The sequence below is a fragment of the Burkholderia sp. BCC1999 genome (genome assembly GCF_905339975.1).
GTDB lineage: Bacteria > Pseudomonadota > Gammaproteobacteria > Burkholderiales > Burkholderiaceae > Burkholderia.
Genome location: NZ_CAJPHP010000001.1, coordinates 270517 through 293409, shown reverse-complemented (window position 1 = coordinate 293409; position 22893 = coordinate 270517). Strand labels below are relative to the sequence as shown.

Annotated in this window: 17 protein-coding genes; 5 read left to right on the top strand and 12 right to left on the bottom strand. The window is 66.3% G+C overall.

Features of this window, described 5'->3' with window-relative positions; all coding sequences use genetic code 11:
- Window positions 1-2 precede the first annotated feature (2 nt).
- The 4 genes from U5809_RS01300 to U5809_RS01285 all read right to left on the bottom strand — a co-directional run bounded on the left by U5809_RS01300 (window position 3) and on the right by U5809_RS01285 (window position 2825).
- Window positions 3-1154, bottom strand: coding sequence for a c-type cytochrome (locus U5809_RS01300; protein WP_322085149.1), 1152 nt, complete (start codon window positions 1152-1154; stop codon window positions 3-5).
- A 104-nt stretch (window positions 1155-1258) separates the two neighbouring features.
- Window positions 1259-1774, bottom strand: coding sequence for a hypothetical protein (locus U5809_RS01295; protein WP_322085148.1), 516 nt, complete (start codon window positions 1772-1774; stop codon window positions 1259-1261).
- A gap of 206 nt (window positions 1775-1980) precedes the next feature.
- Window positions 1981-2490: a hypothetical protein gene (locus U5809_RS01290; protein ID WP_043184322.1), complete on the bottom strand. Its 510-nt coding sequence runs from the start codon at window positions 2488-2490 to the stop codon at window positions 1981-1983.
- Window positions 2491-2609: 119 nt separating this feature from the next.
- Complete coding sequence (locus U5809_RS01285) at window positions 2610-2825, bottom strand: DUF3820 family protein (RefSeq protein ID WP_282511803.1); 216 nt, start codon at window positions 2823-2825, stop codon at window positions 2610-2612.
- A gap of 163 nt (window positions 2826-2988) precedes the next feature.
- Here U5809_RS01285 and U5809_RS01280 point away from each other — a divergent pair, with 163 nt between their 5' ends.
- The gene (locus U5809_RS01280; RefSeq protein ID WP_175952373.1) at window positions 2989-3177 is read left to right on the top strand and encodes a hypothetical protein; all 189 of its coding nucleotides are present in this window, start codon (window positions 2989-2991) and stop codon (window positions 3175-3177) included.
- 183 nt (window positions 3178-3360) lie between these two features.
- On the opposite strand, the gene U5809_RS01275 is transcribed toward U5809_RS01280, so the two are convergent.
- The 3 genes from U5809_RS01275 to U5809_RS01265 form a co-directional block, all read right to left on the bottom strand.
- Window positions 3361-3537, bottom strand: coding sequence for a hypothetical protein (locus U5809_RS01275; protein ID WP_415877926.1), 177 nt, complete (start codon window positions 3535-3537; stop codon window positions 3361-3363).
- 85 nt (window positions 3538-3622) lie between these two features.
- On the bottom strand, window positions 3623-4285 hold the full coding sequence (locus U5809_RS01270; RefSeq protein WP_322085436.1) for an OmpA family protein: 663 nt from the start codon (window positions 4283-4285) through the stop codon (window positions 3623-3625).
- A 127-nt stretch (window positions 4286-4412) separates the two neighbouring features.
- Entirely contained in the window at window positions 4413-9119 is a 4707-nt protein-coding gene (locus tag U5809_RS01265; RefSeq protein WP_322085147.1) for a YadA-like family protein, read from the bottom strand.
- A gap of 1435 nt (window positions 9120-10554) precedes the next feature.
- Between U5809_RS01265 and U5809_RS01260 the strand changes: the two genes are divergently transcribed.
- The 4 genes from U5809_RS01260 to U5809_RS01245 all read left to right on the top strand — a co-directional run bounded on the left by U5809_RS01260 (window position 10555) and on the right by U5809_RS01245 (window position 17817).
- A complete protein-coding gene (locus U5809_RS01260; RefSeq protein ID WP_322085146.1) occupies window positions 10555-11388 on the top strand; it encodes a response regulator in 834 nt (277 codons plus the stop codon).
- Window positions 11381-13729 carry a sensor histidine kinase gene (locus tag U5809_RS01255; RefSeq protein WP_322085145.1) on the top strand — a complete coding sequence of 783 codons (2349 nt, stop codon included), beginning with the start codon at window positions 11381-11383 and terminating at the stop codon, window positions 13727-13729. Before U5809_RS01260 ends, U5809_RS01255 begins: the two co-directional genes overlap by 8 nt.
- Window positions 13730-14000: 271 nt before the next feature.
- Window positions 14001-15521, top strand: a complete 1521-nt coding sequence (locus U5809_RS01250; protein WP_322085144.1) for a GGDEF domain-containing protein — start codon at window positions 14001-14003, stop codon at window positions 15519-15521.
- A 337-nt stretch (window positions 15522-15858) separates the two neighbouring features.
- Window positions 15859-17817 carry a phosphatase PAP2 family protein gene (locus U5809_RS01245; RefSeq protein WP_322085143.1) on the top strand — a complete coding sequence of 653 codons (1959 nt, stop codon included), beginning with the start codon at window positions 15859-15861 and terminating at the stop codon, window positions 17815-17817.
- Between the two features lie 282 nt (window positions 17818-18099).
- Here the strand turns inward: U5809_RS01245 and U5809_RS01240 are convergent, their stop codons facing one another.
- The 5 genes from U5809_RS01240 to U5809_RS01220 form a co-directional block, all read right to left on the bottom strand.
- Entirely contained in the window at window positions 18100-18825 is a 726-nt protein-coding gene (locus U5809_RS01240) for an OmpW/AlkL family protein (RefSeq protein WP_322085142.1), read from the bottom strand.
- 120 nt (window positions 18826-18945) lie between these two features.
- Window positions 18946-20001 (bottom strand): amidohydrolase family protein, encoded by a 1056-nt coding sequence (locus tag U5809_RS01235; protein ID WP_322085141.1) that lies wholly within the window; start codon window positions 19999-20001, stop codon window positions 18946-18948.
- A 78-nt stretch (window positions 20002-20079) separates the two neighbouring features.
- The gene (gene dmpG / locus U5809_RS01230) at window positions 20080-21111 is read right to left on the bottom strand and encodes a 4-hydroxy-2-oxovalerate aldolase (RefSeq protein ID WP_322085140.1); all 1032 of its coding nucleotides are present in this window, start codon (window positions 21109-21111) and stop codon (window positions 20080-20082) included.
- An 11-nt stretch (window positions 21112-21122) separates the two neighbouring features.
- The gene (locus U5809_RS01225; protein WP_322085139.1) at window positions 21123-22070 is read right to left on the bottom strand and encodes an acetaldehyde dehydrogenase (acetylating); all 948 of its coding nucleotides are present in this window, start codon (window positions 22068-22070) and stop codon (window positions 21123-21125) included.
- Window positions 22067-22876 carry a 2-keto-4-pentenoate hydratase gene (locus U5809_RS01220; protein WP_322085138.1) on the bottom strand — a complete coding sequence of 270 codons (810 nt, stop codon included), beginning with the start codon at window positions 22874-22876 and terminating at the stop codon, window positions 22067-22069. Before U5809_RS01220 ends, U5809_RS01225 begins: the two co-directional genes overlap by 4 nt.
- Window positions 22877-22893 lie beyond the last annotated feature (17 nt).

Sequence of the window (22893 nt, the reverse complement as noted above, 5' to 3'; positions counted from 1 at the left end):
CGCTACTGCCGGGCCGCGGTACTGGCGGGCGGTGGCCCGCCTTGCGCTTCGATATACGCGACCAGCGCAGCCAGTTCCTGGTCGCTCAGGTCGAAGTGCGGCATGATCGGCGAGAAGCCCTTCACGACACGAGCCGTCGGATTGCGGATGAACGCACGCAGATAGGCTTCGTCCACCTTCGCGGTGCTGCCGTCGGACATCGTTTCGGTCTTGCCGTACAGGCCTTTCCAGGTCGGGCCCACGCGCGGGCTGCCGTCCACGGTATGGCACGCGACGCAGCCCTTGGCCGCCGCGAGCATCTTGCCCAGATCGGCCAGTGCCAAGGCGCTGCCGCCGGCAGCGGCGGGCGCAGCCTGCACCCTGGCCTGCTGCCGTTGCGCGAACGTGGTCTGCTGCGCCAGCCAGCGCGAGAACGATGCCTCGTCTTCCACCACCACCACACCGCGCATGCTCGAGTGCCCGATGCCGCAGAGTTGCGCGCACAGGATGTCGTAGCGCCCCGCCTTTGTCGGCGTGAACCAGAAGGTGGTCACCATGCCGGGCACCATGTTCATGCGCGCCCGGAACGGCGGGACGTAGAAGTCGTGCAGCACGTCGCGCGACCGTGTCAGGACCTGGATCGGCCGGTTGAGCGGCAGGTGCACCTCGGGCGTCTCGATCAGGTAGTTGTCGCGGCCATTGGGATCGGCGGGATTCAGCCCGAAGGGATTGTCGTTGCTGATGTAGCGTACGTCCGTCGTGCCCAGCTTGCCGCCGGGGCCGGCGAAGCGGAAGCGCCATTGCCACTGCTGGCCCAGCACTTCCATCTGCAGCACATTGCGCGGCGGCCGGACGTAATCCGCGTAGACGAAGAGACCGGGCGCCAGCAATGCCGCCACGCCGGCGGCGGTCAGGCCGATCAGCCACCACTCCAGCTTCCGGTTGTGCGGCTCGTAGGCCGCGCGATGCCCGCTGCGATGGCGATAGCGCACCAGGGCGATCGCGATGAACAGGTTGATTGCGACGAACAACACGCCGGTAATGACGAGCGTGATCGTCAGCATGTCGTCCATGCGCACCCAGTTCGACGCAATCGGCGTGATCCACCAGGGACTGGCAAAGTGAAACCCGACCGCCAGTATGACGATCAGGATCAGGGCAATCGCAAGCGCCATAGGCCGCCTCGTTGCATGTCACTCGCCGGAGCCGCCGACACCGGGTTCCGTGTCTCCCGCGAACGCTGCGTGGACAAGCTCGGCGCGGCGGGAAACGCGATGTGTCAGTCGTCCGCGTTCTGCTTGCGCACTCGCTCCAGCCTGCCGTAGGTGATGGCCGCCACCACGCCGAACAACAGGTTGGCCAGCAAGGGCCCGGAACCCCGCTCGGAGACGAACCACGGGAACACGGCCGTCATGACGTAGAAGTTCCACCCATATGCGACGATCCCGAACGCCAGCCCGATGGCGGCTTCCATGCCCACGCTCGAATCGAAGCGGAACGGCGCCATGATCGCGGCAAGCATCATCCCCATGATCGCGCCGAGCACGTAGTGCAGCAGCAGCGCCATCGCCACGATTTCAAGGTTGAATTGCGTCATCTGGCCGAGCGCGCTGCGGCCCATCACCATCGCCGCGATCTTGTGTGTCGGTTGCCACGGGCTCGAGCCGAGCACGAGTGTCGACCAGACGAATTCCAGCGCGATCACCAGCGCACCGCCTGCGAGACCGGCCACGGCGGCGGCGACCCAGTCCGGCGTACGACGCTCCCAATGGTGCGATTGAATGTGCAGTTCCATACGACCTCCTTGCCGACGATTCGACGTCGGCGCTTCGGCGCCGAGGACGTCACGCGCGTCGGGCCTGCGTCTCTTGCGCGACTCGGAAGCGCGGGCCGGGTTGCCCGCGCAACGTGCGAACGCCCCCGCCCGCCGCCCGCGGCCATGCGCTCGACGACATGTGTCGATGAACCCGGGTATCGGGCAGGCCGGCTTGCTGTCGCGCGTCAGGGGAAGATCGGGGTCGTAGGCTCGGCGCCTTCCAGGTCCGCCTTCGGAAAATGCTGGGCGACCATCTCTTCGATTTCCTGCTCTCGCAATGCCGGCACGTCGGCCATGATCAGGATCTGGCCTTCCTGTATGGCCTCGCGAAATCGCTGGAGTCGCGCGTTCGGCTCGGCGATGCCGATCATCGCGGCGGTCCATGCCCCGAAACCCGCTCCGGCCAACGTCAACCCGACGACGGCGCCGCCTGCGATCACGAGCTCCGCCGGGGGAAATACCAGCGCGACGAGGCCGATCAGCGCACCCGCCGCGCCGCCAAGCGCGACGCCGCGCTCCAGCGCATGCACGACATCGCTGCTTTGCAGCAACGATGCTTCGGGTAACTGATCGAGTGTGACGCTGTGGTCGGCGAGAACGTGGATATGTCGCCAGATGATCCGCGCACGCAATAGGTCATCGACGATTGCCTTGGCCATCTGCGTATCGGGTACGAGGAAATAAAGGCGTCTCATGTTGGCACCCCTTTTTGCCGTCAACTACTCTTTTCATTCTATGTCAGCAACGGCGAGGTGGTAGGTGTATGCGGGCCAGTACCGATGCCGCATGCGAAGCGTTTCGCCCCCGATCGACGCTATCCGCGTTTGCGCAACGGCTCCAGCAAGTCCCGCAGGCCGTTGTGATCGATTTCGTGCATCAGCGCAAGCTGCCGGCCGATCTCACCGCGCGGGAACCCTTCACGGGCCAGCCAGTTGAGGTATGGCCCGGGCAGGTCGGCAATGAGTCGACCCTTGTACTTTCCAAAGGGCATGATGACGGTGACGAGGTGTTCGAGGTCTGCGGTTTGCATGCGCGTATTGTGCACGGCTTTCCGTTCCTGTCGCGCGCCGGACCGACATTCGATGCGGCAACGCCACCGGCAACCACCCCGTGAAAAAGCGCGCTGCAAACCGCCTGTGCCCCGTTTCTGGCCTGCTAGACTGGAATTCCCCCTGCTAACGATGGAGGGAATCATGTTGTCCGTCTACGTCGTGAAGACCGGCGAGCAGTTCCTGTGCACCGCCGAGGATGGCGATATCGGCATGGCGCCGGCGGTTGAAGATGCCACGTCGTTTGGTTCGTATGAGGAAGCGGAAAAGGCCGCGCACGTGCATGCCGACCCCGGGTACGAAATCGTGGCCGTTTGCGTGCTCAGACACTGACCTGGCGTGCGCAGCCGTGCGCCCGGCTTGTCCGCCTCCGGACACTGCTTCATCACGCGCGCGGTCGCCGCGCAATCGAACCAGGCCGACACCGGCCGATCCACGCGTGCGCCGCTTGAACGGCGCGACACATCCGGCATCCACCGGCCGCTGCGTTGAACGCGGCATGGCCGGCGGGGCCGCTCAAGCACCCGCAGCCGTCGCGTACGCAACGCATCGGCGAGCGAGCACGTCGGTCGGATCGACCAGCAGCTTGATGTGCTCCTGATCGCGCGAAGCCGGCGTGTTTCGAACGATCTTGTCCAGGAAGTCGACCGTCGCGGCCGGCCCGACGCCACCGACGACGCCGATCTTGAACACCGGTGCGCGGGCCCCGCATCGCGCCGAAACTGGATGTGGCCGCAAGCCGGCCGCCTGCGCCGGTTCCGCTCGCGGCCCCTTCCCGCTACTTCTGCAGCGAAATCTCCACGCGTCGATTGCTCGCTCGCCCTTCGGCGGTATCGTTGGTGCTCACCGGATCGGCTTCCCCTCTGCCCGTCGCCGTGACCGAATCGGCCTTCAGGCCATGCTCGCGCAGATACGACGCGACTGCGTCGGCCCGCCGCTGCGACAGCGCGAGATTGTGCGCATCCGAACCGACCGAGTCGGTATAGCCGGTCACCGTCACCGCCAAGAAATGCCGGTCCGCCTGACGGCTCAGCAACGCGTCGAGGGACGTGCGGGCGGCGAGCGTCAGCGTTGCGGAGTCGGTCGCGAAGTACGCATCGCCGGTCAGGCTGACCTTTTCCGTGGCAACCGGCGCCACCACCACCGGCGCCGGAAGCGCTGCAGGTGCCGCGCCGCACTGGAACTCGATCGACCGCGGATCCGCGCCGTCGCGGAACGGCGCCTCCGAATCGACCCGGCGAACCGGCTCCTTGTCGCACATGCGCGTCGCGACCTTCATGCAGGTCTTTTCGCTCGACAGGATGCCGTGACAATCGACGCGAAACGTCCGGACGCCGTTTCTCGGCTGCAGTTCGTACGCATTGAACGTCGGCCCGGACGCGCTCGTGCAAGCGGCAAGGGAGGCCACGGACACGAGCAGGGCAAGAGAGATTTTGTTCACTGATTCACTCCGGTAAATCGATTCGATATCGCGCATGCGGCGCGGCAGTGCGCCGCATGCGGATGCGTTCTCGTTCAGCGCGAACCGCTCCGGCGCCGTACGCCGGGGGCGGTTCGATGCGCAAGGATCACTTCCACTGATACAACATGCCCGCGCCGACCACGCGCTGACTGCCGGCGAAACCGCCATTCAGCGTCGCCTTCAGGTTCTCCGTGAGCCGCGCCTGCATGCCGACGGCCATCGCCTTCTGGCCGAGGAAGGTCGCCGTACCGACCCCCATCGCGAAGTTCGAGTCACGGTCCATGTGCGGGATCGACGCCATGGCGGCCGTCGCGGCAATCCCGTCGCGCGCCATCGAATCGGTCTGCTGGATCTGCTGCTGCATCTGCGTGAGCTGGTTGTTGACCGTGTTCAGCGATTGCGTGAACTGGTTCGATACCGCGTTCAGCTGGTTCACGTTGACGGCGTCGGTGCCCTGCGTACCGGCCGCGACGTTGACGACCTGGCGCGCCGACTCCGCCGAGCCGACCGCGACGACGTTCGAACGCCCGCCGTCGTTGCTGCCCGTACCGATCGCGGTCGAGCCGTTGCCCGTTGCGGTCGAGCCGACGCCGATCGCGGTCGAACCGTTGCCGGACGCCAGCGAGCTGTTGCCGACCGCCGTGCTGTTCGAGCCCGATGCAACCGAACCCGAACCGCCCGCCGACGAATTCGCTCCCGTCGAACCCGGCGGCACGTTCGTGCCGGTCGGATTCGTCGTGTACGACCCGCCGAGGTTGGACGTGCGCTGGGTGATCAGCGTCGTCAACTGGTTGGCCACCGAATCGAGCTGCGACACGTTCACCGCATCGGTGCCGTTCTTGCCGGCCGCGAGGCCGGTGATCTGCCGGTTGCCGATGTTGACTTCGCCGGCCGACGACTGCGGGCTGCTCAAGCCGTACGCGATGTAGTTCGTCTGCGCGCCGACGGTGGTCAGCGAACCCGCGCCGAGCGCGATGCTGTTCGCGAACGTCGACGACGCACCGGCCCCGAGTGCAAGCGCATCGGTCGCCGTGGCGTGCGCGCCCGAACCGAGCGCGACACTGCCGACGCTCGCCGCGACCGCGTTGGCGCCCTGCGCCACCGATTGCGCGCCGGTGGCCGTCGCGCCGCTGCCCAGCGCCATCGCATCGGCCTGCGCGGCGCTTGCCGCCTGGCCGATCGCGACGCCGCCCGGCGCGGTGGCGTCGACGATCGCGCCGTTGCCGATACCCACGCCGTTGTCGCCGTTGACCACCGTCGTCGGGCCAACCGCGACCGACTCCGCGCCGACCGCGAGCGAATCCACGGCCGTCGAGTTCGCGTGGAAGTACTTCGTGGTCGTGACCGCGAACGACTGCAGCGCGCCGGCCAGCTGCCGCACGGTCACCGCGTCCTGCTGGCCGGTGCCGTCCGCGACGTTGGTGATCTGGCGATACGTCTTGCTCGTCGCGTCGCCGACCGAGACCGCACCCAGCAGCGTCTGGTCGGTCGTGTTGAACGGAATCGACGCGCTGCCGTTGCGGATGGTCCCCGAGGCCGGCACCGTCGCGCGATCGGACACCGAACCGGCGCCGAGCGCGATGCTGCCGTCCACCTTCGCGATCGCGTTCGGGCCGATCGCGACGCTGTCGACCCCGAGCGCCTGGCTGTCCGGCGCGGTGGAGTTCGCGTGGAAATACTTGATGCCGTGCGCGTTGATGTTGTCGATCGCCGAGCCGACGTTGTTGTTGACCGTCGTCGAGCCGTCGCTGTTGTACGTCACATACGAAGGCGCGGAGATCGTGCCGGTCGTCGGGTCGTAGGTGGCCCCGCCGCCGATGGCGCCGGCCGTGCTGTTGCCGAGGTTGGTGTTGTTCGACGCGATCGAGCTGAGGCCGGTCGACAACGAACTGATACCCGTCGACGTCGCGGTGGACAGCGACGTCAGGTTGCTGTTCGTGCTCGACAGGCCGGTGGACAGCGAGCCGACTATCGTCGAGGTCGACGTCGACAGCGACGAAATCGAGCTCGTGGTCGAGCTGAGGCCGGTGGACAACGAGCCGATGCTGGACGACGTGGCGGTGGACAGTGACGTCACGCTGCTGTTCGTCGTGCTGAGGCCGGTGGACAGCGAACCGATGCCCGTCGAGGTGGAGGTCGACAACGACGTGATGGAGCTGTTCGTCGAACTCAGGCCGGTCGACAGCGAGCTGATGCCTGTCGATGTCGAAGTCGACAGCGACGTGACCGTGCTGTTCGTCGAGCTCAGGCCGGTGGACAACGAGCTGATGCCCGTTGACGTCGAAGTCGACAGCGACGTGACCGTGCTGTTCGTCGAGCTCAGGCCGGTGGACAACGAGCTGATGCCCGTTGACGTCGACGTGGACAACGACGTGATTGAGCTATTCGCCGACGACAGCCCGGTCGACGTGGAGGTCGACAGCGAAGTCACCGCACTGTTGGTCGAACTCAGGCCCGTCGACAACGAGGTGATGCCGGTCGATGTCGATGTGGACAGCGACGTGATCGAACTATTCGCCGACGACAGACCGGTCGACGTGGACGTCGACAATGACGTTACGGCGCTGTTGGTCGAACTCAGGCCCGTTGACAACGAGGTGATGCCGGTCGATGTCGACGTGGACAACGACGTGATCGCGCTGTTCGCCGACGACAACCCGGTCGACGTGGAGGTCGACAGCGAAGTCACCGTGCTGTTAGTCGAACTCAGACCAGTCGACAACGAGGTGATACCCGTCGATGTCGACGTGGACAACGACGTAATCGCACTATTGGCCGACGATAGCCCAGTCGACGTGGAGGTCGACAACGAAGTCACCGAGCTATTGGTCGAACTAAGCCCCGTCGACAGCGAGTTGATACCCGTCGACGTTGACGTGGACAGCGACGTGATCGAGCTATTGGCCGACGATAACCCGGTCGACGTAGAAGTCGACAACGAAGTCACCGAGCTATTGGTCGAACTCAGCCCCGTCGACAGCGAGTTGATACCCGTCGACGTCGACGTGGACAGCGACGTGATCGAACTGTTGGCCGACGACAGCCCGGTCGACAACGAACTGACGCTCGACGCAGTCGACGTCGACAGCGAATTCACCGCCTGGTTCGTCGCAGCGAGCTGCGACCCGTTGATCGCATCCGTGCTGGCCGAACTGATGCGCCCGGCCGCAACGTTGGTGATCTGGCGCTCGGTGCCCGCCGCGCCGACGCTGACGACGCTGGTCGGGTTGATGCCGTTGAAGTTGTACGTGACACCGCCGATCGTCGCGCTGGCCGTCGGATTCGGCGCGGCCGTCGTCGAACCCGAGCCGAGCGCGACGTCGTTTGCATTGTTCGCCACGGCCGACGCGCCGAACGCCACCGCACCGGCGGCCGCGGCCGTCGACGTATTGCCGAGCGCGAGTGAGCCCGTGCCCTGTGCGATGTTCGAATTGCCGATCGCGACCGCACCGTTGCCGTTCGCGGTGTTGTTCGACCCCATCGTGACCGCGCCGGTGCCGATCGCGGTGCTCGGGTCGCCGATCGCCACTGCACCGTTGCCGCTGACCGTCTGACCCAGGCCGAGCGCGACCGCCCCAAGGCCACTCAACACCTTCGAGCTGTTGCCGCCGGCGATCGAGCCCGCGCCTGCAGCGGCGGCGACCGAGTTGCTGTCGCCGATCGCGATGGTGGAACCCGCGGCCGCGACGCTGTTGATGCCGATCGCCGTCGCATTCGTGGCCGACGCCGTCGCACCGGGGCCCAAGGCCGTCGCCGATACGCCGCTCCCGAGCGCGAGATTGCCGAGCGCGACAGCGAACTGCTGCGTTGCGGTCGCCTGCACGCCTGCTGCGATCGAACTGACGCCCGATGCATTCGCGCTCAGGCCGAGCGCCATCGCCTGATTGGCACCGGCCGTCGTGGACGAGCCCAGCGCGATCGAACTGGTGCCGAGCGACTGCGTGCCCGAGCCCGGTACACCGGCCGTGCCGCCCCAGCCGATCGCGATCGACGTGCCACCCTTTGCACCGCTGTTGACGCCCATCGCGACGGCCGAATTGCCGGACGCCAGCGCGCCACTGCCCACCGCCACGCCGGCTGCGCCCGAACTCGTCGACTGGTTGCCGATCGCGACCGTTCCCGTATCGGTGGCATGCGACGCGTAGCCGAGCGCGATACTCTGGACCCCGACCGCGCTCGCCCCGAGACCGAGCGCGGCCGCATACTGGCCGGACGCCAACGCATTGTTGCCGAGCCCGACGGCCGACACGCCGGTCGCCGCCGCGCCACTGCCCATCGCCACCGCGCCGCTTTGGGTCGCGCTCGACAGATTGCCGATCGCCACCGAATAGTCGCCGCTGCCGATCGCCTGCACGCCGAGCGCCGAGCTGTTGATCCCGGTCGCCTGCGAGTTGATGCCGACCGCCGTCGACGCGTCGGCCATCGCATGCGCGCCCGGCCCCAGCGCCGTGGCAGAAACACCCGCCGCCGTCGACAGGTTGCCCAGCGCGGTGGAGTTCTGCTGCGCGGCACTCGACCCGACGCCGATCGAGATCGACGTCACGCCGCCTGTCGCGGAGCCGCCATCCGGCGCGTACTGCGCGTGCGCACCCGCATGGAACAACACAAGATACGTTGATGCCATCAGCACAGCCAATCGTCGCGGCGACGGCATCGAAGACATGCCCGCGCGGCTCGCGGCGCCCTCGCTCGCGGCATGCTCGCGCGTGCCGCTTGCCGACGCAACACGCTTGCCGCGCGCACGGTCAAGCTCGGAAGCCGCGACCCAGGCTCCCAGTGCTTCATTCCAGATCGACTTGAACGACTTGTTCATCTTGTGTTCCCTCGGTTCTCATGTGCTGGATAACGCGGCAGCGAACACGACGGCAGGCGATGACGCATCCGTCTGCTTCTTCGCCCGTACCGCGACGCTTCGCGCTTCACTTTGGATAACTAACTAAACGATCGAACAACGCTGCTCGGCAATCGCGATCACCAGGGCGATCGCGCGAATGCACGCCGCACGTGTGCGCCGGCACGCCGTGCGGCGACACTCGCCGGTTATCGGATCACGGAAGCAGATGGCGCGGGAAAGACGGCGGCATGCTGCCCCGCGCATCGCGAATCCGCGTGCACGCACCGTCGCGCCGAGCCGGCGGCGACCTTGAATGGAATGGGAAGGCGTCGTTCAGACGCCGGATGGACGGGCCGGCCCGTGCCCCGGGCCGGCCCGTCACGATTCATTCAGGAGGAGGATGACGCCGAGTAGTCCCCGGGTATGAAGCATGCGCATCCGGTTCGCTCGAACCGGTGCGTTGACCTGCCATGCCTGTTGTATTCATGTTTTTCGTGCCCGCCTGATTCGAGAACGCGCCGCGCGATCGCGCCCGGACGGATCAGACCGCCGGGCTGCGCGCGCAGCCGCTCACCCTCTCCGCCGGCGGTCAAACGCCTTTCCGGATTTCCGGAAATAGCGCTTGACTTGCCGAACGACCCCCGCATCGATTTGGTCGGTCGAATTTTCTTGACGATTTTTCCAGTCGATGCGTCACACCCTGACCAACCTCACAATTTTTCCGCTTATCTTGTATACGAACGCATTCGGAAAATTATGAAATTTGTATTACCCTCGTGCCAATTTTCTTGTCCGCCATCGCATTCCCATATCATGAGAATTGCCATCATTCGATGTCACATTGAATATCGCGTCATCCGAATATGGCAGCGGCAGGGAATCCACGCAAAACCGTCCCCTCGAAGAACCGATTCCAGCCGCGCCGGGTCTAGTGTGCAGGTATCCGTTCAAACAAACCTTTTCCAGAACGGAAAAAAGCTTTTCCCGAGCGGACGATATTTACATTCATACGCTCTGGTTAGAAATCCGGTTTTTACGGGAATAACTCTTGACCAACAAAACAAAAGGCTCTCACCGAATCAGGGCTGACTCGACCCATCCATTTCACATTGAAAGGCATCGTCTCTCGACACAATCCACTCGAACTCATCTTTCGGGCCAATTCAATTTTTCAATCGATAAAATCCGGAAATAAAGACCGATATTAAAATTCAATTCGGCATGTTTTTCCACTCTCATTTCGTTCGGCCGAACATCGGTGCCGAAACTGCGCAGCGCCCTGCCGGATATGCCCACACAGGCCGCACGGAATCCTCACAATCGGTACTGTTGTCGACATATAATTTTTCGCAACAATTGAGCAGAAAGCGATGCTTTCAATCCGACCGACCACCCTTCCACCGCGTCCGCCACCATGTCATCCCGCTCGTCCAGTTCGGCGCCGCCTCGCACCACGCCGGATCTCGGTGACGCACATATTCTCGTCGTCGACGATCGCCCGAACGACCTGCGGCTCCTGACCGAAATCCTGCGTGCCGCGCGATGCCGGATCAGCGTCGCGTTCGACGGGCTGCAGGCGTATCACCGCGCCCAGGCGATCGCGCCCGACCTGATCCTGATGGATGTCCGCATGCCGCGCATGGACGGCTTCGCTGCGTGCCGGCTGCTGGCGTCGACGCCGTCCACGCAATCCATCCCGGTCATCATCCTGACGGCCGCGGGCGATCTCGAGGATCGCATCGCGGGGCTCGAAACCGGCGCGATCGACTACATCGTCAAGCCGTTCGAGCCGACCGAAGTGCTGGCGCGGATCCGCAACCACCTGAAGCGCGCGCGGCGCAGCCAGCCGTTCGCGCACCTGCCCGAGATGCCCGACAACGCGGATGCGGCCCTCGTGCGCGCGGCGGCCGAGGTCCTGCTGCGCGACCTGCGCCATCCGCCGGCGCTCGAGGATCTGGCCCGGCAGGTCGGCACGCACGAGAAGCGGCTGTCGCGCGTGTTCCGCGACCAGCTTGGCCAGACCGTGTTCGAGTACCTGCGCGATACGCGCCTGCGCGCCGCGATGCACTTCCTCGCGGAGACGTCGATGGGGATCGGCGACATCGCCGAGGAAATCGGCTTCTCCACGCCCGGCAATTTCGCGACGGCGTTCCGTGAGCGCTTCAGCATCACGCCGTCCGACTGGCGGCGCCAGCGCCATGCGGTCAACGCGCCGCCCACACCCGGCGGGCATCATCCCGATGCGTAGGCGCGATTCGGCGTGGGCAGCCGGATGGTGCGCGGTGCTGCTGCTTCTGATGGCACTGGCCGTCACTTGCACGACGGCCCGCGCGGCATCGACGCCGAACCCCGCGCAACTGGAAGCCGTGTCGGTGTTCGAGGACGCGAGCACGACGATGACCGCCGAACAGGTCGCCGCGCGCATCGCCGAGCCGGTTCAAGGCGCGGCGGCGGCGGGCGCATCGACGTTCAACATCGAGTTCTCGCGGTCGACATGGTGGGTCCGCGCGATGCTGGTCAACCGTGACAGCGCCGCCCGCCCGCTGGTGCTGGTGATTCGCGACGCGCGCGTCGACCATGCCGACTTCTATGTCGGCCGGAACGGCCGGTGGACGCTCGACAGCCGTTTCCCGGTCGCCGACGGCGGCGGCGATGCGGCCGGGCAGCCATCGCGCTACCCCGCACTCGACGTCACGCTGCACGCCGGCGAAAGCCTCCCCGTGCTGATCCGCGTCACGTCACGCAAGGAAATGCGGCTCGCGCCGGCGGCATTCACGCGTGCGGCTTGGAATGCACTGGAACGGCGCGCGACGATGTGGGACTTCGGTTTCTTCGGCGGGCTGCTCGCGCTCGTGTGGTGCGCGCTGCTGATCGGATTCTTTTCGCGCAGCGGCGTGTTCTACGTGCTGGCCGTGCTTGCGCTGGGCACGACGCTGTTCGAAGCGGCATACCGCGGCTATACGGCAATGGCGTTGCCGCCCGCGCTGCGCGAATGGTCCGCGCGCGGTGAGGTGATCTTCGCGTACGTGGCGATCGCGTGCTTCATCGCCTTCATTCTGATGGTCGCCCGGCGCGAGCAGGCCAGGCTGCCGATGCGCGCGGTCTACATGGCATTCCTTGCGCTCGAATGTATCGGCATGGCCGGCGCCGCATGCGGCGACCTGCTGACTTTCACGTGGTTCTGCCTGCGGCTGAACGCGGTGCTGGGAATCGTCAACATCAGCCTCGCGCTGTTGCTCGCGATCCGCCGGACGCCGACCGGCCGCGTGATGCTGATCGCGATTGCGATTGCCACCTTCAACATGCTGATCCGCGTGCTCGACGGCATGAACGCGCTGCCGCCGGTGCTGTCCTGGCTGAAGTCCGACATCTATCCGAACCCCGTCATCGCGATCGTCGGGCTCGCCACGCACCTGCTGGTGCTGGCCGCGTGGATCCACCACGTGGGCCGTCAGCGCACCGAGGCGCGCAAGCGGCTCGAACACTGGCAGCTCACCGAACAGGATCGCCTGCGCGACGAAGTCGCGAGACGCACGGTTGCGCTCAACGACGCGCTGCAGCAGGTGACGACCCACATGCAGCAGAAGATCGAGACGCTCGGCTATGTCAGCCACGACCTGCGTGCGCCGCTGTCGACGATCAACGGCTATGCGAAGCTGCTGATGCAAGGCGCGACGCTCGGCCAGGCGCGGCTGATTCGCTCGATCGACCGGAGCATCCGCTACCAGCTCACGCTGATCGACGAACTGCTCGCGTTCACGAAGGCCGAACTGCAGCCGCTCGGCGTGTCGCCGGACGCGACCGACCTGCCCGGCCTGCTCGACGACATCGCCCGCTATGCACTCGCGCTGTGCGCGCAGCAGGACAACCGGTTCGTCTACCGGCCGGCCACGCCGCTGCCGCGCACGGTATCGATCGACGGGATGCGGCTGCAGCAGGTGCTGCTGAACCTGTTGTCCAACGCCTCGAAGTTCACGCGCGACGGCACGGTCACGCTGTCGGCGCATGCGTCGCGCGAAGGCGACGCATGGCGCTTGCTGTTCGAGGTTGCCGATACGGGCATCGGCATCGACATCAGCGGCACCCGCGACATCTTTCGCGCGTACCAGCAGGTGCAGGCCGTCAACGGCGGAACCGGGCTCGGCCTGTTCATCGCGCAGCGCATCGTCGGCGCGATGGGCGGCGAACTGGCCGTCGCGAGCCAGCCGGGCGTCGGCACGGCGTTCTCGTTCGCGATCGTCGCACCGGCCGTCGGGCATGCGCTCGTGCCGGCGTCGGAACTCGTGCGGCGGTTTCATCCGGGCGACGAGGTCGGGCCGGAGCACGTCGCGCCCGCGATGGATGGCCCGCCCGACGATGCGCTCGACGAACTGATCCTGCTCGCCCGCGACGGGCGGCTCACCGATATCGAGGAATGGCTCGGCCAGGTTGCGGACGAACCGGATTACGCGGCCTTCGTGCAGGCGGTGCGCGAGCAGCTCGATACGCTGGACCTGCACGCGATCGAGAAGCTGGCCGGCACGCTGAAGCGTGCGCGCCACGCGGCCGCGACGGATGACGCCGAGACGGACGCGGCCGGGCCGGCGTGATCGCGCGGACGGGACCTCGCCGACACCGTATCAGGCCCGCGCTCCGGATCCGCCGCGTCGACCGTCCAGCCCGCGACGCGTTCGCCTGGCCGGCCGCCCCCGCCCACACTTTCCGATGCGCGCCTCGTCGAGCACCCGACGCGCACACGTTTGCGCGCCCAAACCCGCCCATTTGCGTGGCATGCCGGTCTCGATTTCTTCGGCGACCTGCCGTTAACCCGGATTTCAGCGCAGCCCGGTTCATCGCGCCGGGCCCCCTACGAGCGCCAGCATGTCCGCATCCACCTCCATCGAGAAAATCGCCGACTGGGCGGGACGAAACCATCTTGCCGTCGGCGCGCTGGGCACGCTGATGTCGCTCGCGGCGATCGGCATCAGCGCGGTCACGCTCTGGGCCACGAGAAGCGAGGTCGTCGAGCACGCGCACGAAACGTCGCGCAACGTCGCCGCCGTGCTGGTCAGCGAGATCGCGCGAACCGTCGAGACGTCCAACAACGCACTGGTCGCGCTCGCCGCCGATCTCGGCAAACCGGCGGTGCGGCGCATGGACGCCGGCCTGCGGCACGACCTGCTGTTCCAGCGCGCGGCCGCGCAATACGTGACGGGGATGGGCGTGACGGACCGCGACGGCCAGCTGATCGACGCGTGTTGCGGCCCGTCCCACCACTGGAACTTCGGCGATCGCGACTATTTCAAGGTCCATCGCGATTCGCCTGATGTCGGCCTCTACGTATCGGAGGCCTATCGCGCGCGCTCGCGCGGCGGCACGGAATCGATCGCGCTTTCCCGGCGCATCGAACGACCGGATCAAACGTTCGGCGGAATTGCGGTGGTTGCGATCGACCTCGCCTATTTCGATCAACTGCTGTCTCGGCTGAACGTCGGGCCGCACGGCATCAGCGCGATCCTGCGCGCGGACGGCACCATCCTCGCCCGCAATCCGCCGGTGAGCGATCACCAGATGATCCGCCTGAGTCGGTCGAAAACCTTCGATCGCATGCTGAACCAGGACTCGGGCTTCTACGCGGCGTATTCGCGCATCGACGGAACGTTGCGGCTCTATACGTTCCAGCGGGTACCCGGCACACCGCTGATCGCGGTCGTCGCCCCGGCCGAAGGCGACGTACTGGCCGGCTTCATCCGGATGTCGTGGTCGGTCGGCGTGTCGGCGTCGCTGCTTTGCGCGCTTTTCTGCGCGGTCGTCTGGCTGCTTGCCTTTGCGTTGCGGGACAACCTTCGCAAGCAGACGCTGCTCACCGGCCTCACGCGCACCGATCCGCTGACCGGCCTGCACAACCGCCGCGCGCTCGACGTCGCGCTGGGCGACGAATGGGAACGGCTCCAGCGCGGCCACGACGGCAGCCTGTCGGTGCTGTTCATCGATGCCGACCACTTCAAGCAGTACAACGACCGATACGGGCACGCGCAGGGCGACACGGCGCTGTGCTTTCTCGCCGAATGCATCCGCGCGCACACGCAGCGGCGCGGCGACCTCGCCGCGCGTTACGGCGGCGAAGAATTCGTCGCGGTGCTGCCCGACACCGACGAACGCGGCGCCGCGAAGGTGGCGGAGGCGATTCGCCGCGAAGTCGAACGCAACCGGCTCGACGGATTTGCAAAACCCGTTCCGCCCTTCACCGTCAGCATCGGCTGCGCGACAGGCCATCGCGCACGCCCTGCCTCCGTGCACGCGCTGTCGCATCAGGCGGACATGGCGCTTTATCGCGCGAAGCGCGAAGGCAGAAACCGGGTATGTTGCGCGGAAACGGAGCCGCTCGCGCGCTCGGCATGACGGCCATGGGGCGAGTCGCGGTTCCGGGCCGCAGGTCGCACACGAACGATTGCCCTGGGCCTCGGACCTGTCACGTGACGTTTCGGCAATAGGGATCGCTATTCGATATCGAGGTCGCCGGATTTTCCATCCATGCGCCTGGCCGGCACATAGCGGCACGCCACCGCATACCCGTCTCAGGCACGTCGAAAATGGCATTCTCCATGTTCAGTAGCGGAAATTAACCAGATAGTGGGAATTTTCGCGTACAGGGCACGGCGCGCAACAAATCCTTAACGGCTGCGTAACGAATCGTCACCACAATTCGCCATCTTCGACCATCAGGATGGAGTCTTGCATGTTTGCGTCACGAAGCCGTTTCCCGCTGCATGTCGCCGCGCTGTCGAGTGCGATCGTTCTCGCCGCGTGCGGCGGTGGCGACGATGTCGCGTCGACCACCCCGACCAGCGCGGCCATGCCGGCGCCGCCGGCCGATCCCGGTTTCGTCGACAGCGCGCCGGTTCCAAGCGTGCCCGCCTTCGTCGACAACGTCGCGACCAACCAGCGCGGCGACGCCCGTTACGCGACGCTGTCGACGAACGCCGCGGTGCGCGTAGTCAGCCGCTTCCTCGACCTGTGGCAGCCGTCGACGATGCTCGTCGATGCGGGCGTAAGCGCGCCGGCCAACGGCGCGTTTCCAGCCATTTCGCCATCGACCTGCACCGGGCTGCCCGGCAACGGCGCGCCGTGCGGCACGAGCCTGAACGATGCGGTGCTGCAGGCGAACGTGCAATACGTGGTCAATGCGACGACCGCGCGCACGCCGCAGCAAGCCGACGCCGCGTACTACGACGACCGGCGCGGCAAGGGCTACAGCGTGACCGACGGCATGGGGCCGCTCACCTCCGCGTGGCGCACCGCCGCGCAGCAGACGACCAGCATCACCAGCGTGCCGGCCGACGCGACGACCGTCCTGTACAACGACTCGGGCAACAACGTGGGTGTGGGCGGCAGCGCGAACGCGAGCTTCGGGAAAGTCGTCGACCTGCTCAACGAGATGGGCAACAACGCGTCGACCGAACCCGCGAAGCGCTTCTACAAATATGCGCGGCCGTACCGCTGGAGCACGAGCGTCGTCGTCGTCCCCACGCTCGTACCCGCGGAGAGCACGACGCCCGCGACCGACGGCGGGTTCATCAGCGGCCACCAGGCCGAAGCGATGCGCGACGCCGTGACGATGGCGTGGCTCGTGCCGGAGCGCTTCCAGGAAATGGTCAGCCGCGGCCTCGAGCTCGGCGAGAACCGCATCCTCGCCGGCATGCACTCGCCGCTCGACGTGATCGGCGGGCGCATGCTCGCGCTGGCCGTCAGCGCGGCGAATCTCGCGGCGTACGCGAACGACGCGCAGGCCGCCTACGGCCAGGCGCACCAGACGCTGCAGCAGCTCACCGGCACGACCGATTCGACATTCGCGGCATTCGCGCGCTCGGGCACGACGGCAACCGACCGCTTCGCCGATTACACGACGAACAAGGCGGCCTTCGCGCGCCGCATGACCTACGGCTTCGGCGCGCTCGACGCGACCGGCGCGCCGCCGGTCGTGCCGAAAGGGGCGGAGATCCTGCTGCAGACGCGTTTCCCGTACCTGGGCGCGGATCAGCGGCGCGTCGTGCTGAAGACCACCGAACTGCCGTCCGGCTATCCGGTGATGGACGATGCGGAAGGCTGGGGCCGGCTGAACCTGTTCGCGGCCGCCGACGGTTACGGCGCATTCAACGGCAACGTGATCGTCGCGATGGATGCATCGAAAGGCGGCCTCAACGCCGCCGACCTGTGGCGCAACGACATCGCGGGCGCCGGCAAGCTGACGCTGCAAGGCAGCGGCGCGCTGACGCTGGCGGGCAACAACAGCTATACGGGCGGCACGCAGGTCAGCGGCGGCACGCTCGCCGCCGCGTCCGCGACGGCGTTCGGCAACGGTGACGTGTATGTCGGCGCCGGCGGCGGCGTCAGGATCGCGGCGGGTGCGCCCGTCACGATCGCGACGCGCTATACGCAGCTCGACGGCACGACGCTCGAACTCGACATCGACGGCAACGGCGGCGGACGGCTGCGCGTGGGCGGCGCGTTCACCATCGCAGGCGGCACGCTGCACGTGAAGTTCGTCAACGGTTATGCGCCGAAGGCCGGCGACACCATCGCACTGATCGATGCGGCAGCCGGCGCGGCGAAATTCGCGACGGTGACCGTCGACGGCTTCAAGGCGACGCCGGTTTATACGGCGACAGGGGTGTCGATCGTGCTGTCGGCGGCGTAACCGGCGTCGGCATCGAGTCGCGCGGCGGGCGCCGCCGGCCGAGTGCGGCGGCGCGAAGCGCGGCGGGCGCAGGTTTGCGCGTCGGGTTTCCGTTCGATCGTGCACGGCGGCTCCGTCGAGCCGCCGTTGTCCGGTCCTCGCCGCGCGGCCTCGATCTTCCGCGCCAGCGCCGCAAGGGCACCGACGCAGTACTTCCAGCGGTCTCCTCTTGTATCCGTGCGACGACCGACACCTCCCTCCACGGGACTGACTGTCAAACGGGCACTGGGCACCTTCTCCCGTTCAAAATCGATATCCCACCGACACGAGGGTCGTGATCGGATCAATCTTGATCCGCGTCGAACTGGTCACGTTTCCGACCGCGGATCGCGTGCTCAGGTCGGCTTTCGTCGACAGCCACACGTAGGCGATCGACACGCCGACCGACCAGTGTGGATCGATGTTGACCGTAAGCCCCGCATTGACGATCGGCGCGAACGAATGGCTCAGCGTCACCGACGTGGGGCCCTCGAGGCGATTGCCAAGCGTCGGCGAATACAGGAATGCACCGCTCGCGACCTTGTTGCTCAACTGTACGTCCCTGAACCACACATAGGTCAGGCCCGCGCCGACGTAGGGCCGAAAGCGGGCCGACGGTTCGCCGAAATGATATTGAGCGAGAATCGCCGGGCTCCACGCACGCGCCGTCCCCAGTTCGCCGAGTGACGACAGGGTGCCGGTGCCGCTCAGATGCAATTTCGGCGGAATGCCAAGGATCGTCTCGAGTGCGACATGATCCGTGACGAAATAGGTCGCCGTCAGCGCGAACGTATCGGTATCCGCCACGCTCGCGCCGCTACCCGCCACCGTGCTCGAGCGTCCGAGCGCGTTCACCGTCAGCGGCTCGCTCGAATCCTGCGGTGCCATGTGCAGCCACCCGGCATTCATGACCCACTGACCGGCCGATTGTGCGCGGGCGCACGACATCGCCGCGATCGAAAGAAGAATTGCCGCGCTCGTATGCTTCATGTTGTCTCCGATTGTTGTGATGTGCAGGATGGCGCCGCCGGGGAAACGGCGGCATGCGTCCCCACCGGACGGAGGTCATCCGCCCGGCATGCGCGTCCGGGGTGCCAGACGAAACGGGATTCAGCGGTCTCTGAGCCGGTCGATCAACCGGACGCTCGCGCCTGCCGCCGCGCGCCTGAGCGACGCCAGGGGGCCGCCCTCGTGTGGCGACATACCGGCGACACGTTCCGCGCCGCGGGCAAAACGGGGGAACAGGCGCAAGGCGTTGCCGCGCTCGATGCGGGCACGCGCGTCGGCATCCCAAACGGGCGACCGTTCGAGCGTGTCGCGCTGCATGGCGGTGACCGGTGCCGGCGCAAACGGGAAATCGCTGCCGAAGAGGATCTGCGAAGGCTCGACCAGTTCGCGCAACGCAGCCTGCGGATACGCGGCGGGCGACAGCGCCGTGTCGAAGTGAAATCGACGGATGTAGGTGAGCGCGCCGGCCGGTACCGCCGACAGATATTCCGGCATCAGGTTGGCCAGCGACACGCGCCACGCGACGTAAGGCAGGAATCCGCCCGCATGCGCGAGAATCCAGCGAATGTTCGGGTAACGCTCGAGCGTCCCCGTCAGCATCAGGTTGACCGCCGCGCGCGTCGTATCGCACAGGAACTCGATCAGAAAGCCCGGCGCATCCAGCCCGAGCGCCTCGCTCGTTCGATGCAGGTTCGGATGCACGAACACGACGGCTTGCCGACGATCGAGTTCGGCCATCAGTTCAGCGAATTCCGGCGCGCCGAGAAACTTTCCTTCCGTACTGCCGAGCAGCACGATGCCGTCCGCCTTCAGCACGTCGAGCGCATGCACGGCCTCCGCGCAGGCCAGTTCGGTAAACGGCATCGGCAGAACCGCGAACGAACCGAACCGGCCGGAATGCGCGTCACAGAGCTGCGCCGCATATTCGTTACATTGACGTGCGAGCGAGCGTGCCGCGTCGATGTCGCCGAAATACACGCCCGGCGCCGAGACCGACAGCAGCGCCGCCTGAATCCCGTTCGCGTTCATCACGTCGAGCGACGCTTGCGCATGCCATTCCGGCAACGGTGCGCCGGCTACCTTCTGTATGCCATGCCTGGACATCGCGTCGCGATAGGCCGGCGGAACGAAATGGTGATGGACATCGATTCGGTGCACGATCAGCTCCGACTTCAAATATTGATCTGTATGACGAAATATCATTCAAGCGCCTCTTCGTGCGCAACGAAACGGCCGCTACGTCGCACACCCGGAAGCGGCCCGTGCATTCGACAGATCCAGCGCGACGTCGACGATCATGTCTTCCTGCCCGCCCACCATGCCGCGCCGCCCGAGTTCGACGAGAATATCGACCGTGCCGAGGCCATACTTTCGGGCGGCCAGTTCCGCATGGCGCAGAAAGCTGGAGTACACCCCGGCATAACCGAGCGCGAGCGTTTCGCGGTCCACCCGCACCGGGCGATCCTGCAGCGGCCGCACGATGTCGTCTGCCGCATCCATCAGGCGGTACAGATCCGCACCGTGCTGCCAGCCAAGACGCGCGGCCGCCGCGACGAATACCTCGAGCGGCGCGTTCCCTGCCCCGGCCCCCATCCCCGCCAGGCTCGCGTCGACGCGAGCACAGCCCTCCTCGACGGCAACGATCGAATTCGCCACGCCGAGACTCAGGTTGTGATGCGCGTGAATGCCTACCTCGGTTTCCGGTTTCAGCACATCCTTGAACGCACGGACGCGATCGCGCACGTCATTCATGTTCATCGCGCCGCCGGAATCCACGACGTAGCAGCATGTCGCGCCATAGCTTTCCATCCGCTTCGCCTGCTCGGCGAGGCCGGCGGGCGTGTGCAGGTGACTCATCATCAGGAAGCCCACGGCTTCCATGCCGAGCTCACGCGCGGATTCGATGTGCTGGCGGGAAATGTCGGCTTCCGTGCAATGCGTGGCGACCCGCACGATACGTGCGCCCGCGTCGTACGCGGCGCGCAGATCGTGCACGGTGCCGATACCGGGCAGCAGGAGCGTGGCGACCTTCGCGTGGGTAACGGAATCCGCGACGGCTTCGATCCATTCGACATCCGTATGCGCGCCAAAACCGTAGTTGAAGCTGCCGCCCTGCAGGCCGTCGCCATGCGCGACTTCGATCGAATCGACCTTCGCGGCGTCGAGCGCAATCGCGATGTGCCGCGCCTGCGCGATGCTGTATTGATGACGAATCGCGTGGCTGCCGTCGCGCAACGTCACGTCGGAGAGGTAAACCTTCTTGTCCATGGTCGGGAATCTCACGTTGCGTCGCGCAGCACGCGGGCGGCGACCTGTTCGGCCATCGCCATCGCAGCGCTCGTCATGATGTCGAGGTTGCCGGCGTAGGCCGGCAGGTAGTGGGCGGCCCCCTCGACTTCGAGAAAGATCGAAGTCTTGAGACCCGACATGCGTTCGCCGACGCCCGGAATGCGGATCGGCCGATCGGGTTCGATGCGATCGAACTGCACGCGCTGTTTCAGGCGATAGCCCGGCACATACGACTGCACCGCTTCCACCATCCGCGCGACGGAGGCCTCGATGCGCGCTTCGTCGGCGAAATCGCTGAGGGCATATACCGTATCGCGCATCATGAGCGGCGGCTCGGCCGGATTGAGTACGATGATGGCCTTGCCTCTCGCCGCGCCGCCGACCGTTTCGATCGCGCGTGCCGTCGTTTCGGTGAATTCGTCGATATTGGCGCGTGTGCCCGGCCCTGCGCTCCGGCTCGAGATCGATGCGACGATCTCGCCGTAGTGAACGTTGGCGACGTGCGACACCGCCGCGATCATCGGGATCGTCGCCTGTCCTCCGCACGTCACCATGTTGACGTTGGGCGCATCCAGATGGCGCTCGCCGTTCACCACCGGCACGCAGTACGGGCCGATCGCCGCCGGCGTCAGGTCGACCATGCGCAGGCCGGGCTTGAGTGCACGCAGGAACGCATCGTTGTGCGCATGGGCAGACGCCGACGTCGCGTCGAACACGATGTCGATGTCGCCGAAGCCCGGCATCCGCGCAAGCCCTTCGACGCCTTCGTGCGTCGTGGCGACGCCCATCCGGGCTGCTCGCCGCAGGCCGTCCGATGCCGCGTCGATGCCGACCATCGCGCCCATCTCGATGCGTTCGCCGTGCCGTAGGATCTTGATCATCAGATCCGTGCCGATGTTGCCGCTGCCGACGATGCCGACCTTGAGTTTCGCGCTCATCGCGCTGCTCCTTCGCCGAGACGGCAATGCACGCTGCCGAGCGCGCCGATCTGCGCGCGAATGACGTCCCCGCTCGCCACCGCCACCATCGGGCCCAGCGCGCCGGACAGGATCACGTCGCCCTCGCGCAGCTTCTGCCCGTGACGCGCCATCGTGCAGGCGAGCCAGTGGACCGCGCGCAGCGGATGGCCGAAGCAGGCGGCACCGACGCCTGTCGACACCACTGCGCCCTGTTTCGTCATCGTCATGCCCAGTTCGCCGAGCGAAAGCCGGCCGAGTGCAACGGGCTGATGACCGAGCACGTATGCGCCGCACGACGCGTTGTCGGCGACGGTATCCTCGAGCGTGATCCGCCAGTCGGCGATGGCGCTGTCGACGATCTCGATCGCAGGCAGCGCATAGGCCAGCGATGACAATACGCGGCCATAGCTCGGTGCGTCGTCGTCGAGGTCGCGCCCGACGACGAATGCGATCTCGGCCTCGATCTTCGGTTGCAGCAGACGATTCATCGGCACATCGTCGCCGTCGAGATATGCCATGTCGTCGAACAGCACGCCGAAGTCAGGCTGGTCGACACCGAGTTGCCGCTGCACCGCGAGCGACGTCAGGCCGATTTTCCGGCCGACGATGCGCGCGCCGGCGGCAATCCGCGCCGCCGTGCTGGTTTCGGCCACCGCATAGGCGGCCGCGACCCCGGCAATGCCGAACCGCTCGGCGATCGGTTCGATCGGGGTGCGCGTCGCGCGCGCATTGCGCAGCGCGTCGGCGGCGGCATGAATACGGGAGTGATCGGGTAACGGAGACATGATTGATGGAATGAGAG

Coding starts and splice junctions, on each gene's coding strand:
- U5809_RS01300 (WP_322085149.1), bottom strand. CDS start 1,154: ATGGCGCTTGCGATTGCCCTGATCCTGATCGTCATACTGGCGGTCGGG.
- U5809_RS01295 (WP_322085148.1), bottom strand. CDS start 1,774: ATGGAACTGCACATTCAATCGCACCATTGGGAGCGTCGTACGCCGGAC.
- U5809_RS01290 (WP_043184322.1), bottom strand. CDS start 2,490: ATGAGACGCCTTTATTTCCTCGTACCCGATACGCAGATGGCCAAGGCA.
- U5809_RS01285 (WP_282511803.1), bottom strand. CDS start 2,825: ATGCAAACCGCAGACCTCGAACACCTCGTCACCGTCATCATGCCCTTT.
- U5809_RS01280 (WP_175952373.1), top strand. CDS start 2,989: ATGTTGTCCGTCTACGTCGTGAAGACCGGCGAGCAGTTCCTGTGCACC.
- U5809_RS01265 (WP_322085147.1), bottom strand. CDS start 9,119: ATGAACAAGTCGTTCAAGTCGATCTGGAATGAAGCACTGGGAGCCTGG.
- U5809_RS01260 (WP_322085146.1), top strand. CDS start 10,555: ATGTCATCCCGCTCGTCCAGTTCGGCGCCGCCTCGCACCACGCCGGAT.
- U5809_RS01255 (WP_322085145.1), top strand. CDS start 11,381: ATGCGTAGGCGCGATTCGGCGTGGGCAGCCGGATGGTGCGCGGTGCTG.
- U5809_RS01250 (WP_322085144.1), top strand. CDS start 14,001: ATGTCCGCATCCACCTCCATCGAGAAAATCGCCGACTGGGCGGGACGA.
- U5809_RS01245 (WP_322085143.1), top strand. CDS start 15,859: ATGTTTGCGTCACGAAGCCGTTTCCCGCTGCATGTCGCCGCGCTGTCG.
- U5809_RS01240 (WP_322085142.1), bottom strand. CDS start 18,825: ATGAAGCATACGAGCGCGGCAATTCTTCTTTCGATCGCGGCGATGTCG.
- dmpG (WP_322085140.1), bottom strand. CDS start 21,111: ATGGACAAGAAGGTTTACCTCTCCGACGTGACGTTGCGCGACGGCAGC.
- U5809_RS01225 (WP_322085139.1), bottom strand. CDS start 22,070: ATGAGCGCGAAACTCAAGGTCGGCATCGTCGGCAGCGGCAACATCGGC.
- U5809_RS01220 (WP_322085138.1), bottom strand. CDS start 22,876: ATGTCTCCGTTACCCGATCACTCCCGTATTCATGCCGCCGCCGACGCG.